At 65.3% G+C, this 13605-nt stretch carries 17 protein-coding genes and 1 other RNA gene; 12 read left to right on the forward strand and 6 right to left on the reverse strand.

What is annotated here, in order from left to right:
- The first annotated feature begins 18 nt into the window (after positions 1 to 18).
- From ftsE to ssrA, 6 genes are all read left to right on the forward strand, one after another.
- Positions 19 to 708 carry a cell division ATP-binding protein FtsE gene (gene ftsE, locus C1A30_RS13915; protein WP_101948854.1) on the forward strand — a complete coding sequence of 230 codons (690 nt, stop codon included), beginning with the start codon at positions 19 to 21 and terminating at the stop codon, positions 706 to 708.
- Positions 709 to 1605: a permease-like cell division protein FtsX gene (gene ftsX, locus C1A30_RS13920; RefSeq protein ID WP_101948855.1), complete on the forward strand. Its 897-nt coding sequence runs from the start codon at positions 709 to 711 to the stop codon at positions 1603 to 1605.
- A 2-nt stretch (positions 1606 to 1607) separates the two neighbouring features.
- Positions 1608 to 2105: an SsrA-binding protein SmpB gene (gene smpB / locus C1A30_RS13925; protein WP_101948856.1), complete on the forward strand. Its 498-nt coding sequence runs from the start codon at positions 1608 to 1610 to the stop codon at positions 2103 to 2105.
- Positions 2105 to 2956, forward strand: a complete 852-nt coding sequence (locus tag C1A30_RS13930; protein WP_200828354.1) for an EamA family transporter — start codon at positions 2105 to 2107, stop codon at positions 2954 to 2956. Before smpB ends, C1A30_RS13930 begins: the two co-directional genes overlap by 1 nt.
- A 56-nt stretch (positions 2957 to 3012) precedes the next feature.
- The gene (locus C1A30_RS13935) at positions 3013 to 3846 is read left to right on the forward strand and encodes a maleylpyruvate isomerase family mycothiol-dependent enzyme (RefSeq protein ID WP_101948858.1); all 834 of its coding nucleotides are present in this window, start codon (positions 3013 to 3015) and stop codon (positions 3844 to 3846) included.
- Between the two features lie 93 nt (positions 3847 to 3939).
- Positions 3940 to 4308, forward strand: a transfer-messenger RNA (tmRNA) gene (gene ssrA / locus C1A30_RS13940).
- A gap of 51 nt (positions 4309 to 4359) precedes the next feature.
- Here ssrA and C1A30_RS13945 read toward each other — a convergent pair.
- Together C1A30_RS13945 and C1A30_RS36345 are read right to left on the reverse strand one after the other, a co-directional pair.
- Positions 4360 to 4617, reverse strand: coding sequence for a hypothetical protein (locus C1A30_RS13945; RefSeq protein ID WP_101948859.1), 258 nt, complete (start codon positions 4615 to 4617; stop codon positions 4360 to 4362).
- 5 nt (positions 4618 to 4622) lie between these two features.
- Positions 4623 to 4757, reverse strand: a complete 135-nt coding sequence (locus C1A30_RS36345) for a hypothetical protein (protein ID WP_255413218.1) — start codon at positions 4755 to 4757, stop codon at positions 4623 to 4625.
- 290 nt (positions 4758 to 5047) lie between these two features.
- On the opposite strand from C1A30_RS36345, the gene C1A30_RS13955 reads away from it, so the two are divergent.
- The 3 genes from C1A30_RS13955 to C1A30_RS13965 all read left to right on the forward strand — a co-directional run bounded on the left by C1A30_RS13955 (position 5048) and on the right by C1A30_RS13965 (position 6721).
- Positions 5048 to 5575 carry a helix-turn-helix domain-containing protein gene (locus C1A30_RS13955; RefSeq protein WP_101948861.1) on the forward strand — a complete coding sequence of 176 codons (528 nt, stop codon included), beginning with the start codon at positions 5048 to 5050 and terminating at the stop codon, positions 5573 to 5575.
- 188 nt (positions 5576 to 5763) lie between these two features.
- The gene (locus tag C1A30_RS13960; protein WP_101948862.1) at positions 5764 to 6288 is read left to right on the forward strand and encodes a DUF302 domain-containing protein; all 525 of its coding nucleotides are present in this window, start codon (positions 5764 to 5766) and stop codon (positions 6286 to 6288) included.
- A 22-nt stretch (positions 6289 to 6310) separates the two neighbouring features.
- Positions 6311 to 6721 (forward strand): hypothetical protein, encoded by a 411-nt coding sequence (locus tag C1A30_RS13965; protein ID WP_101948863.1) that lies wholly within the window; start codon positions 6311 to 6313, stop codon positions 6719 to 6721.
- A gap of 26 nt (positions 6722 to 6747) precedes the next feature.
- On the opposite strand, the gene C1A30_RS13970 is transcribed toward C1A30_RS13965, so the two are convergent.
- The 3 genes from C1A30_RS13970 to C1A30_RS13980 are packed head-to-tail and all read right to left on the reverse strand — an operon-like array spanning position 6748 to position 9178.
- Positions 6748 to 7500 (reverse strand): enoyl-CoA hydratase/isomerase family protein, encoded by a 753-nt coding sequence (locus tag C1A30_RS13970; protein ID WP_160112742.1) that lies wholly within the window; start codon positions 7498 to 7500, stop codon positions 6748 to 6750.
- 19 nt (positions 7501 to 7519) lie between these two features.
- Positions 7520 to 8332 (reverse strand): SDR family NAD(P)-dependent oxidoreductase, encoded by an 813-nt coding sequence (locus tag C1A30_RS13975; protein ID WP_101948865.1) that lies wholly within the window; start codon positions 8330 to 8332, stop codon positions 7520 to 7522.
- 24 nt (positions 8333 to 8356) lie between these two features.
- The gene (locus C1A30_RS13980) at positions 8357 to 9178 is read right to left on the reverse strand and encodes a fumarylacetoacetate hydrolase family protein (RefSeq protein ID WP_101948866.1); all 822 of its coding nucleotides are present in this window, start codon (positions 9176 to 9178) and stop codon (positions 8357 to 8359) included.
- A 192-nt stretch (positions 9179 to 9370) separates the two neighbouring features.
- Here C1A30_RS13980 and C1A30_RS13985 point away from each other — a divergent pair, with 192 nt between their 5' ends.
- On the forward strand, positions 9371 to 10225 hold the full coding sequence (locus C1A30_RS13985; RefSeq protein WP_101948867.1) for an SDR family oxidoreductase: 855 nt from the start codon (positions 9371 to 9373) through the stop codon (positions 10223 to 10225).
- A gap of 375 nt (positions 10226 to 10600) precedes the next feature.
- Positions 10601 to 11704, forward strand: coding sequence for an alpha/beta hydrolase (locus C1A30_RS13990; RefSeq protein ID WP_369974157.1), 1104 nt, complete (start codon positions 10601 to 10603; stop codon positions 11702 to 11704).
- On the opposite strand, the gene C1A30_RS13995 is transcribed toward C1A30_RS13990, so the two are convergent.
- Positions 11701 to 13134, reverse strand: a complete 1434-nt coding sequence (locus C1A30_RS13995; RefSeq protein ID WP_369974158.1) for an MFS transporter — start codon at positions 13132 to 13134, stop codon at positions 11701 to 11703. The two genes, C1A30_RS13990 and C1A30_RS13995, sit on opposite strands and share 4 nt — an antisense overlap.
- A gap of 116 nt (positions 13135 to 13250) precedes the next feature.
- On the opposite strand from C1A30_RS13995, the gene C1A30_RS14000 reads away from it, so the two are divergent.
- A complete protein-coding gene (locus C1A30_RS14000) occupies positions 13251 to 13571 on the forward strand; it encodes a DUF732 domain-containing protein (RefSeq protein ID WP_101948869.1) in 321 nt (106 codons plus the stop codon).
- The last annotated feature ends 34 nt before the right edge of the window (positions 13572 to 13605 follow it).

Consider the following 13605-nt stretch of genomic DNA (forward strand, 5'->3'; position numbering starts at 1 on the left):
CTACACTGGCGTGCCGTGATGATCACCCTCGACCATGTGTCAAAGCAGTACAAGTCGTCGGCGCGGCCGGCGCTCGACAACATCTCGGTCAAGATCGACAAGGGTGAGTTCGTCTTCCTGATCGGTCCGTCCGGATCGGGCAAGTCGACGTTCATGCGGCTGCTACTGGCCGAGGAACATCCGTCGTCGGGCGACATCCGGGTGTCCAAGTTCCACGTCAACAAGCTCAGCGGGCGACACATCCCGAGCCTGCGTCAGGTGATCGGCTGCGTCTTCCAGGACTTCCGGCTGCTGCAACAGAAGACGGTGTTCGAAAACGTCGCGTTCGCACTGGAGGTCATCGGCAAGCGCGGTGAGGTGATCAACCGGGTGGTGCCCGACGTGCTGGAGATGGTCGGGCTGTCCGGTAAGGCCAACCGGCTGCCCGGCGAACTGTCCGGCGGCGAGCAGCAGCGCGTCGCGATCGCCCGCGCGTTCGTCAACCGACCGCTGGTGCTGCTGGCCGACGAGCCGACGGGCAACCTGGACCCCGAGACCAGTAAAGACATCATGGATCTGCTCGAGCGGATCAACCGCACCGGGACCACGGTGCTGATGGCCACCCACGACCACCACATCGTTGACTCGATGCGTCAGCGCGTCGTCGAACTCGAGCTCGGCAGGCTCATCAGAGACGAGCAGCGCGGCGTCTACGGAATGGACCGCTAAGTGCGCTTCGGCTTTCTCGTCAATGAAGTTCTGACCGGACTTCGCCGCAACGTCACCATGACGATTGCGATGATCCTGACCACCGCGATCTCGATCGGGCTGTTCGGCGGCGGGCTGCTGGTGGTGCGGCTGGCCGATCAGTCGCGCAAGATCTATCTCGACCGCGTCGAGAGCCAGGTCTTCCTGACCAACGACGTGTCGGCGAACGACCCCACCTGCGACGGCGATGCGTGTAAGGCGTTGCGCGCGAAGATCGAGGCCCGCGACGACGTGAAGTCGGTGCGGTTCCTCAACCGCGACGACGCCTACAACGACGCGATCCGCAAGTTCCCGCAATACAAGGACGTGGCGGGTAAGGAGGCATTCCCGGCGTCCTTCATCGTCAAGCTCGACAATCCCGAGCAGCACAAGGACTTTGACGAGGCGATGGTCGGGCAGCCGGGCGTGCTCAACGTGCTGAACCAGAAGGATCTGATCGACCGGCTCTTCGCGGTGCTGGACGGCATCAGCAATGCGGCGTTCGCGGTGGCGTTGGTGCAGGCGGTCGGCGCTGTGCTGTTGATAGCCAACATGGTTCAAGTCGCGGCCTATACACGTCGCACCGAGATCGGCATCATGAGATTGGTGGGCGCCACCCGCTGGTACACCCAGCTGCCGTTCCTGGTGGAGGCCATGCTGGCCGCGTTCATCGGGGTGGTGATCGCGATCGTCGGCCTGATCGTGGTGCGCGCGCTGTTCCTGGAGAACGCGCTCAACCAGTTCTACCAAGCGAACCTGATCGCCAAGGTCGACTACGCCGACGTGCTGTACTTCAGCGCCCCGTTGATGTTGTTCCTGGGCCTGGCGATGTCCGGCATCACCGCCTACGTCACGCTACGTCTGTACGTTCGAAGATAGCCATGGCCAAGGCAAAGAAAGCCGACCCGTCGAGGTCCAACAACAAGGTCGTCGCGACGAATCGCAAAGCGCGGCACAACTATTCGATCCTCGACACCTACGAGGCCGGCATCCAGCTAGTGGGTACCGAGGTGAAGAGCCTGCGTGAGGGGCAGGCGTCGCTGGCCGACGCGTTCGCCACCGTCGACGACGGCGAGATCTGGCTGCGCAACCTGCACATCCCGGAGTATCACCACGGCACCTGGACCAACCATCCGCCGCGGCGCAACCGCAAACTGCTGTTGCACCGCAAGGAGATCGACAATCTGGTCGGCAAAGTCCGCGACGGCAACCTCACGCTGGTGCCGCTGTCGCTGTACTTCACCGACGGCAAGGTCAAGGTCGAACTCGCGTTGGCCCGCGGTAAGCAGGCCCACGACAAGCGGCACGACATGGCCAAGCGGGACGCTCAGCGCGAAGTGACACGAGAACTCGGGCGCCGCGTCAAGGGCATGCGCTGATCGGCCTCGAGGGGCCGGCTTTCGCGCTGACCTCGGCAGTCGGTTACGGCGTCAGCGATTTCATCGGTGGTTTGGCGTCCCGTCGGGTGGCCGCACTGCGCGTGGTGCTGGTGTCCTATCCGCTCGCGCTGCTGATTCTGACGGTGTTGGCGACGATCGTCGGCGGACACATCGACCACCGCGCGGTGTTCTGGGGCAGCCTGTGCGGTGTCAACCAGGCGTTCGGCATCTGGTGGTTCTACGCGGCGCTCGGCTCGGGGCCGATCTCGGTGGTGTCGCCGCTGACCGCCATTCTGGTGGCGGGCATCCCGGTCGGGGCGGGCCTGGCGCTGGGGGAGCGGCCCGGCCTGACCGCGGCCGCGGGTGTGGTGGTCGCACTGGTCGCGGTCGTGCTGGTGTCGCGGCAGGCCACCGACGAAGACGCGACGCCGCACCGGTTCACCCCGACCGTGGCGTGGCTGACCGTGGGATCCGGTGTCGCGTTCGGCCTCAACTTCGTGATGATCCACCAGGCGCCGGTCAGCGCCGAGTTGTGGCCGTTGGTGTTCGCGCGCCTTTCGGCCAGCGTGGTGATGTTCGTGATCGCCGCCGTCAGCGCGAATCTGCGCCCGCCGACCGGCACCCCGTTGAAGCTCGCTGCGCTGGCGGCGGTGCTGGACGCGACGGCCAACATCGCGATGTTGTTGGCGCTGCATGCGTCGTTGTTGTCGTTGGCAGGCGTGCTGATGTCCCTGTATCCGGCGGTGACGGTGATGCTGGCGATCGTGGTGCTGCGCGAACGGGTGACGTTCTGGCAGGCGGTCGGGATGGTGCTGACGGTCGTCGCGGTCGCGATGATCGCCATCGGTTGACGCTCCCTTGCTTCTTGCCTTGCTTGCCGCGAGCCGCGAGGGCTACGTTCTGCCCAATGAGCCCCCGACACGTCACGACTCTCGACAAGTCCGACGTCCTTGCCGGCCTGTTCGCGGTGTGGGAGGAGATCGACACGGTCCTCGCCGGCCTGGCCGACGAGCAGTGGCGAGCGCACACCCCGCTGCCCGGCTGGACGGTTCACGACGTGACCGCGCACCTGATTGGCACCGAGTCGATGATGCAGGGCGCCGCGCCGCCGGAACCCGACATCGACCTGTCGACGCTTGACCATGTCCGCAACGACATCGGCGCATTGAACGAGCGGTGGGTCCGCAAGCTGCGCGGCGTTGGCCCCGCCGATCTGCTCGAGATGTTCCGCACGACGACCGGCCACCGCCGCGAGCAGTTGACGGCGATGAGCGACGACGACTGGAACCAGGTCACCGTGACGCCTGCGGGCCCGGACACGTACGGGCGGTTCATGCGGGTGCGGGACTTCGACTGTTGGATGCATCTGTACGACGTCCGCGACGCCCTCGACCAGCCGGCAGCGGATCCGACGGGCCCGGCGTCCTCACTGGCGCTCGACGAGCTGGGCGCCAGCATGGGCTTTGTGGTCGGCAAGCTCGGCGGGGCGCCGGAGGGGTCGCGGGTGGCCATCGAGCTGACGGGTCCGCTGGCCAGGACGATCAATGTCGCCGTCGAAGGCAGGGGTCAGGTGGTCGACGACTTCGAGGGTCGGGATCCGACGGCGACCATCACCTTGGATGGCCTGCTGTTCACCCGGTTGGCCGGGGGTAGGACGGCCGTCGACCATGGCGCGGTCGCGTACGGCGGTGACGAGGCCCTGGGCAGGCGCATCGTCGAGCACCTCAATTTCGTGATCTAGGTGGGATTATTTAATCGCTGGCCTGCGTTGTAGCGCCCGGTAGAATGGAATGTCCTGCCGAGAGTCGGCAGGGTCGCCCAAAAAATCAGACAGGGGGCTGAACGGTTTCGACTTCGCGCATCGAATCAAGGGAAGCGTGCCGGTGCAGGCAAGAGACCACCGTAAGCGTCGTTGCAACCAATTAAGCGCCGATTCTCATCAGCGCGACTTCGCACTCGCTGCCTAAGCGACTGTGAGTCCGTCAGTCCGGGAACGCCCTCGACCCGGATCCTGGCGTCATCTAGAGGGATCAACCGATGAGTTCGGTCGCGGGACTCATCGGGACACCAAACAGCGACTGGGATCGTCATCCTGACTTGTTCGCGTGATCAGGAGATCCGAGTAGAGGCATAGCGAGCTGCGCACGGAGAAGCCTTGAGGGAATGCCGTAGGACCCGGGTTCGATTCCCGGCAGCTCCACCAGAGAAGGCCCAGATCATGATCTGGGCCTTTCTTTGTCAACTCGGATGCTGATCACATTCGCCCAAACTGGTTCGCCGATCCGCGCCGGGACCAACAGCTGAGGCACACGCCGCCGGTCAGCACGAGTTGATTCAGGTAGCGCCATTCGCGGCATTCCATGCAGCGACCACGTTCCATGGCGTCCTCGGCAGGCAGGTCGGTGTGTTGCTGCCATTGGCTGAGCATGGCCCGCAGCAGCAGGTAGGTGAGCAGACCGGCGACGAGAATGGCGACGGCAACGCCGACAACAAGGCGGATCCCCTCGCTCACGTCTGTCAGCGGTCCTCGTCATATTCAGCCCAGTCGTCGTACGGATCGTGTCCGTACGTCTTCACGGCGCGTATCGCGGCCAAGGCCCGGAACGGCGTCGTTACGGCAAGCTCTACAGCGCGTATCAGGACAGTGACCATGTTTCCTCGCTCTTTGCTCAGAACCGGCTCCGCGCTTCGGTGGCTCACTTTCGACCTACGGAAACTCCACGATCGAGCCGGGTTTGCATCTGAGAGTGACGTGAGCCGATCATGATCACATTGAGGCTGGCCGCAATTGTCGACCCCCTGCTAGCCGGAGGCTGGCCATCCAGGCAGGTGAGCTGACCGCTGGCGGCGCAGGCACCCCGACCGCCGCAGAGATGCGGCCCCCTTCGTCTCACCAGCGCGTCCGGTTCGGTGAATGAATCATCGGCCCCTACACTTGTAGCATGGCCTTGAAGCGCGAGTACGAGAAAGAGATGTGTCCCGTCGCACGCACACTCGAAGTCATCGGCGAGCGATGGACACTGCTGATCATCCGGGACGCGTTCTACGGGGTCGTACGGTTCAGCGACTTCCGCACTCACCTCGACATTCCACCGGCCGTCTTGACCGAACGCTTGAGGCTGCTCATCGAGCACGAGATCATGACGACGTCGATCGGCGCAAGCGGTAGAGACGAGTATTCGTTGACCCCGAAGGGGGAGCAGCTGTGGCCGATCGTGTGGTCAATGATGCACTGGGGCAACGAGTACTACGTGACCGAAAAGTTGCGTCGGCCGATCGTTCATCACGGGTGCGGCGGTGAACTGACCCCTCTTGGAAACTGCGGACGTTGTGGCACTGTGCCCAGGCCGCGTGACCTCGAGGTGCACCCGCGAGCGTCCAGGTCCGCGGATTCCGATCGCGATGACCGGATAAGCAGGCTGCTGACGCGTCCACACCGAATGCTCGAACCGTTCGCCGACGCAGCCTGATCTGCTGACCCCGCCTCGCGTGCCTCGTCACAGAAAAACTTCGGAACTTCTTATAGAAGTTCATTCACTGAACTTGTACGGTGAAGTTGATAGGCCCGTACGCCCAAGACATTTCGACGTGCGGCTCGGTATGTGGTGGATCAGCCATGCTTCGCCACACGAATGCTCGCGGAAGGAGTACACGAAGAATGGGACAGGTAAATCTCACCGAACACCTGATACGGCGATTACATCTGCCACTTGGCCGGGCGTTCGACGACGCCATCGCAACCTTCGAACGCGTGGTACCGCCGATCGAGCCCGAACGCTTCCACTCCTTGGAAAGCTGGTCTGAGAACATCGCGCTCTTCGACACCCTTGCGCCATTGGGACTCATGCGGTTCGGCTCGATTGATGCACGGGCGTATATGCGCACATCAGGCACCGACCGGCCGGGCGTCGAGTACCTCATGGGCAATCACACGATCGCCGAGCGGATGTATCGCCGCGAGCCCGCGGCGATGCTGTACGCGCCCCTACGGCTGTTCATCTACGCCGACGACGACGGTCAGGGCGTATTGGTCATCGACCAGCCAAGCATGCTGTTCGGCAGCTTGGGCAGCAGAGTAGAAGTCGCCGCAGTCGGACGAGAACTGGACCTCAAGGTCGCCGCGGTGTTGTCCGCAATGGGCGTCGACGTGCCACGAGTTCTGACGCACATGCCGACCCCCTGAAACCGAACCGAAGGATCTGGTGATGCATCCATTACGCGCACTGCGCGAACGGGGAAACAACACCCCAGAGGAAGTTTCAGCTCTGCTGTCCGACGACATCGAGTTCCACACTCCGATCTTGACAAAGGTCGTCACCGGCCGCGAACTCATCGGCCGCATCTGGGCGCTGTCGTCGCACGTCCGCTCCGGCCACTACGTGCGCGAAGACAGACTCGACGAAAGCACTACGTTCTTGCAGTGGCAGGGCCAGATCGATGGGCGCGACCTCGAAATCCTGGAACTCATCGAGGACGACGACCACGGACTGATCAGGAAGCGGATTGCTGCATATCGGCCGCTACCAGCGGTCGAAGCGTTCCGCGCGGCGATGTACCCCACCGTCAAGGACTGGCTGGGTCCCGAGTACTTCAGCTATCCGCCCGAAAGGCCGTGACACCCAAAGGCAGTCCGCACATCCGATCATGTCTTCCGGCCGGGTCGATATTGCGCAATAGCCTGCAGCGTTGCCGGGTGGGCGAACACATCAGCGAAAACATCGACGCTGGTGTCGATTCCATGCTGTAGACCGTAGTTGAGCCAGGTCTCGAACAATCCTTTCTGCGCCGCCATCACCTGCGGTGTATACGAGCCCAGCTGGTTGGCAAGTTCGAGTGCCGTCGCACGCAGCTCGGACAGAGCGACGATGCGGTTCGCGATTCCGGTGTGCGCCAGGTCCTTCAACGGATACATGTCGCCGGTGAGGATGATCTCCTTGGCCTTGGACAATCCCACGAACTGCTGCAGCAGCGCCGCGTCCACAACTGAGGGGATGCCGAGCTTTATTTCGGGGAGGCCGAATTGCACTTCTGGGTGCGCGACCCGAAGGTCGCACGCCAAGGCCATCTCGAAGCCCGCCCCCAGGCAGTATCCGTTGATGACGGCGACCGTGGGTCGCGGACACAGTCGGATGGCGCCGAGGCAATCACGCACCCGCGTAATGCTCGTTCGCGCACTCTCCGGTGTCGCATCGGCGAAGGTGTCCACGTGCATACCCGCCGAGAAGGCGCGATCTCCCGCGCCGGTCAGGACGATCGCGCGAAGATCCGGTCCGGCCGACCGAACCGCCTCGGCGATATGGTCGAGATCCTCGACCTGCAACGCGTTCCGGATCTCGGGCCGGTCGATGGTGATCCAGCGGATCCCGTTGTCGTCATCGATCAGCGGCAGTCCCATTTCGAGCTCCTTCCGTCGCTCACCCGCCCGCCGGTCCGAGCACGTAGTCGCCGCTGTACGGATGGTGATACCACCCCGACGCCGCCTGCGTGCCGCCGTCCACATGGATCGTCTGCCCCGTGATGTAGCTCGACAGATCCGACGCGAGAAACACTGCCGCACCGGCCATCTCGTCGACATGGCCCGCGCGTCCCATCGGCACTGTGCGGCCGAACCGGTCTTCCGACCCGACAGGGGCCATCGCGATGATGCCTTCGGTCAACGTGATGTCGGGTGCCAGCGCGTTCACCCGGATGCCGTGCGGCGCAAGCTCGAGCGCCGCTGTCTTGGTGTAGTTGATGACGCCGGCCTTGGCCGCGGCGTAGGTCGCGTAACCCGGTGCGGCCCTGACCCCCTCGATCGATGTCACGCTGATGATGCTTCCCGGCAGCTTCTTCGCGACAAGCTGTCGCGCCACTCGCTGGCTGCACAGGTACACGTGGCGTAGGTTCGCCTTGTACATTGCGTCCCAACCGTTCTCGCTGGTGTCGAGCAGTCCGGAGTGAAACACCCCACCGGCGTTGTTCACCAGGATCGTCACCGGGCCCAATTGCTCGACGGTCCGCGCAAGCGCGTCATCGACCTGCGCACCGTCCCTGACGTCGACCGGGATGCCGAGCGCGCCGATTTCGTCGGCAGCGGCCGCGCAGGTTTCGGGGTTTCGCTCCCAGATCGCGACGTTGGCGCCGAAGGCCGCCAGGCCTGCCGCGACGCCGCGGCCGATGCCCGCACCGCCGCCGGTCACAACAGCGACGCGGCCCGTCAGCAGGATCTTCGAGGGGTCGATGCTCATGGCACGACCCTATAAAGCCCCGCCCTATTTGATGATCGTCTTGTTCCTGACGGCGCCGAGCCCCTCGATGCTCACCTCGACGGTCTGCCCGTCGCCGATGTAGCGAGCGGGCTTACGCGCATGCCCGACGCCTCCGGGGGTGCCGGTGACCACGACGTCGCCGGGCCGCAGCGTGACGATGTGGCTGATGTAGGACACCAGCGCCTCGGGGCCGAACACCAGGTCATCGGTGGTGGCGTGCTGCATGACCTCGCCGTCGAGGCGGGCCTCGATCGTGGTGCCGAGTTGATAGTCTGTGACCAGGAAAGGTCCGAAGCCACTGGCCTTTTCCAAGTTCTTGCCCTGATCCCACTGCAGTGTGCGGAACTGATAGTCGCGCATCGTGTAGTCGTTGAACACCGAGTAGCCGGCGATGTAGTCGGCCGCATCGGCCTCGGCCACCTGGTAGGCGGTCTTGCCCATCACAAACGCCAGCTCTGCTTCCCAATCCAGTTGCTGCGCAGCGTATTTGGGCACCACGATGTCGTCGTACGGGCCGGTCAGGGCGTCGGCGAACTTCGCGAACAGCGTCGGATACTCCGGAAGTTCGAGACCCAACTCCTTGATATGGCTCGTGTAGTTCAAGCCGACGCAGACGATCTTGCCGGGGCGCGGTACCACCGCCGCATACTCGACCGAGTCGAGGCTCACCGAATCACCGTCGGCCTGGTCGGCGATGGTGCGCCAGTTGGGCTCATCGAGCAGTGCGGAGAGGTCCGCGTAGCGGGGAATGACGGTGGCGCTCTCGGCGCTGTCGACCCGTGCGGCGACGGTGCCGCCTGCGGTGCGCAGGGTGGCTAGTTTCATATCGGGCTCCTTGGCGGATGTGGGCGGGCACGGGCGACCGAAGCGCTGTTCGAGTCGTTCAACGGTATCCGTCAAACGAAACTTCCCTTTGCCGACACACACCCCCGGCCGCCGACCGGTGGCAGGTCCGTTTGCCCGCGTCGATACGCTCCCGACGACGCTGTCGCGTCAGCAACGAGAGGGGACAGGGGAATGGGCGTGTACGCGGTCACCGGATCGGCGTCGGGCATGGGGCGGCAGGCCGCCGAGAAGCTGAAGGCCGCGGGCCACACCGTGATCGGCGTCGACGTCAAGGAAGCCGACGTCGTGGCGGATCTGTCGACTCCCGACGGTCGCCGATCGGCGGCGGACGCGGTGCTGACCGCCGCGGGCGGCCGACTCGATGGCGCCGTGTTGGCGGCCGGTATCGGGCCGACACCCGGCCCGGACGGCCCGCGCCGCATCTTCGAGGTCAACTACCTCGGCGTGGTGGACCTGCTGCAGGTGTGGCGGCAGGCGCTGGCCGCGACCGGGCGCGCCAAGGTGGTGGTGATCGGCAGCAATTCAACGACCACGACCCCGGTTGTCCCGCGGCGGACGGTGCGCGCGTTGCTCGCAGGCGATGCCGACAGGGCCGCGCGCTCGGTACGGCTGCTCGGGCCCGCCGCACCGTCGCTGTCGTACGCGGCGTCGAAGATCGCGGTGTCGCACTGGGTCAGGCGCACCGCGGTGACACGCGACTGGGCAGGCCAAGGCATTCGACTCAACGCGCTGGCGCCGGGCGCCATCATGACGCCTCTGCTCGAGAAACAGCTGTCGATGCCGCGCGAGGCCAAAGCCGTCCGAGCGTTCCCCGTCCCGATCGGCGGATTCGGTGACCCGGGCCAGCTCGCCGACTGGATGCTGTTCATGCTGTCGGACGCCGCGGACTTCCTCTGCGGCAGCGTCATCTTCGTCGACGGCGGATCCGACGCCTACTTCCGCGCGAACGATTGGCCGCGAAGTGTCCCGGCGCGGCGCCTGCCCACCTACCTGTGGCGGTTCGCCAGATCCGCCCGCTCGAACTGACACCGGCGCGGCCGCCAGCGTCTTCCCAGGAAGTGCTCCGAGACTGGCGGAGTGCCGCCGACCGGTCCCTCGATCACGCCTCCGACGCCGACCCCGATGCCGCCGCTACCCGACCCGGATTTCAGCAAGTTCGGCCACGGCGTCTCGCTGTTGGCCGGTTGGCTGCCCCTGACCGTGGAAATCGTCGCGGTCGTCGTGCTGGTGATCGCGATCGGCTGGCGAACCCGTCGGTGGCGGATCATCTGGGTACCGGTCGCCGCCGCCGTCGGGGTCGCGGTGGCGCTGGGAGCCCGCGCATACATGAATTCCGAAGGGCTTTCCTCGGATCCCGCGCCGTTGCGGCTGTGGGTGTGGACGGCGGTGTTCGCGGCGTCGATGGCGGTGGCGCTGTTGGGCTTTCGCGGTGCGCCGTGGTGGCGCCGGGGCGTGTCGCTCCTGGCGGTTCCGTTGACGCTGCTGTGCGCCCTGCTGGTGCTCAACAACTGGGTCGGCTATTACCCGACCGTGCAGAAGGCGTGGGGAGACCTGACGTCCGGTCCGCTGCCGGACCAGACCGACGTCTCCGCACTCGCAGGCCTGCGCAACACGCACCCTGACACGGGGAAGCTTGTCGGCGTAGACATTCCCGACGACGCAAGCGAATTCAAACATCGCCGCGAATTCGTCTACCTCCCACCGATCTGGTTCGCAGGCGCGGCACCGCCACAGCTTCCGGCGGTGATGATGATCGCGGGCGAGTTCAGCAACCCGACCAACTGGATGCGGACCGGCAACGCGATATCGGTGATCGACGACTTCGCCAAGGCCCACAACGGCGCTGCCCCTGTCTTCGTCTTCGTCGACTCCAGCGGGAACTTCAACAACGACACCGAATGCGTCAACGGTCCGCGCGGCAACGCCGCCGACCACCTGACCAAAGATGTTCGCCCGTACGTGGTGTCGCACTACGGCGTCTCGCCGGATCCCACCCGGTGGGGCGTGGTGGGCTGGTCCATGGGCGGCACGTGCGCCATCGACCTCACCGTCATGCATCCCGACCTGTTCACCACGTTCGACGACATCGGCGGCGATCGCGGGCCCAACTCCGGTACCAAGCAACAGACGATCTCGCGACTGTACGGCGGCGACGCCGCGGCATGGGCGGCGTTCGACCCGCGCACCGTGATGGCCAAACACGGACCGTACACCGGCATCGCGGGATACTTCGACGACTCGCAGGAGCCTGCCGACGACAAGACGAAGAACCTGCCCGATCACCACGTAAAGCGCGACGCCCCAGTGGGATTCGGCGGCCACGACGACGCCGACGTGTTCCGGGAGAAGGGTGCGTTACCGGATCTGTGCGCTGCCGCGGTCGCGGTGAACATCGGATGCTCGTTGCGGGTGTATCCGGGCTATCACACTTGGCAATTCGCCGCCACGGCCTTCTCCAACGCGTTGCCGTGGCTGGCGCAACGAGTGCACTCGCCAGGGGCCTAGGCCGAGACGTCGGCCGCGTGCGGCGGTGTGCGCGGCATCGCCAGCACGGCGACGGCGGTGGCCACCGCGACAACGAGCACGCCGGCGAACACCGCCGCCGAACCCGCCTTGATGGCCGCCGGGCCCACCGAGTGCACATCGCCGGGGCCGAAGATCGAGTTGGCGATCGCGCCGTAGACGGCGACGCCGACGGCGCTTCCCAGCGAGCGGGCGAACATGTTGTTACCCGTCACGACGCCACGCTCACTCCAGTCGACACTGGACTGGGCCGCGATGAGGGTCGGCACGGCAAGCAGACCCATGCCGCAGCCGATGACCAGACACACCACTGCCGCGACCGCCACGTTCGGTCGGTGTGCCGCCGCCGCGAGCACCGCTGCTCCGATGATCACCAGCACGGCCCCGAGGACGGCGGTGTTCTTGAATCCCCACCGCAGATAGAACCGGCCCGCGACGCTCGCCGCTGCAGGCCACCCCAGCGTCAACGCGGCAAGGGCCAGGCCGGCGATCACCGGTTGGACCCGCAGCGAGCCCTCCAGAAACGTTGGCACATATGACGTCAACCCCATCAGGATGGCCCCGACACCGAACGCGACGATCGTGGTCGCGCACAGCAGCCGACGGGAGAAGACCCACAGCGGCAGTATCGGCTCGGCAGCCCTTCGCTCCACGATGACGAACGCCACCAGCAGCACCGCGCCCGTCGCGAAGGCGGCGATGCTGGGCGCCGACGCCCACGCCCACGTCTGGCCGCCGCCGAGGATCGCCAGGATCAGCGCCGTCATCGCGCACGCCGACAGCACCGCGCCGACGACGTCGACCTTCCGACGGCGGTGGGCGACCTGCTCGCGGAAGTGCCTGCTGAACATCCACGCCGCCAGCAGACACAGCGGGATGTTGATCAGGAACACGCCGCGCCACACACCCAGTTGCGAAAAGATGCCGCCGAGAAGCGGACCGATGACCGACGAGATCGCCCACACGCTCGCCAGATAGCCCTGCACCCTGGCCCGCTCGGCCACGGTGTAGATATCGCCGACGATGGTCATCGCAGTGGGCTGGACCGCGCCCGCGCCCAGACCCTGAACGGCTCGAAAGACGATCAGCGCGGGCATGTTCCACGCCGCCGCGCACAGAATCGACCCAGCGAGGAACAGCGCGATCCCCAACAGCAGGATGGGCTTGCGGCCGAAGATGTCGGAGAGCTTCGCGTAGACCGGCACGGTGACCGCCTGCCCCAGCAGGTATGCCGAGAACAGCCACGGGAACTGACTGAAACCACCCAGTTCACCCACGATGGACGGCACCGCCGTTGCCAGCACAGTCGAATCGATGGCGACCAGACCGGTGCTCAACATCACCGAGATGAGAACAGGTCCCCGTTCGGAGCGGAAGCCGACAGCCTCCTTCCCGGGGATGTCACTCTTCAGAGACAACGCCGAGGTCCCTTCCACCAGTAAGCCGAAGCGCTCAGCCTAGTGCTCGTTACCTGACGGTTTCCTGGGCGGCGCAGCCGTTGGGGCGGGCCGCGAATTATGGTGTTCCCGTGAAACGCGTGTTCGTATCGTTCGTGGCCGCAGCGGCCATGGCGCTGGCGTTCGCGGGACCGGCCAGCGCAGATGCCACTGACGACAACTACCTCGGATTGATCAAGTCCAGCGGGCTCGGATGCGGCCAGGGGCCGTTCGAATGCCCGACCGGCGACAGCGACATGATCCAGATCGGGCGCGCGATCTGCCGACAACTCACCCATGGCAACTCGTCGATCGCGGTGTCGCAGGCGATCCTGCGCCAGAAGCCCGGTGTGCAGCCCGAAGTGGTGGCCCGTCTGGTCGCCATCGCCAAGGCCAGCTATTGCCCTAGCTGATCACCGCTACCTGGGGGCCGCTGATTCTCGACGG

The organism is Mycobacterium sp. 3519A, assembly GCF_900240945.1.
Lineage (GTDB): Bacteria > Actinomycetota > Actinomycetes > Mycobacteriales > Mycobacteriaceae > Mycobacterium.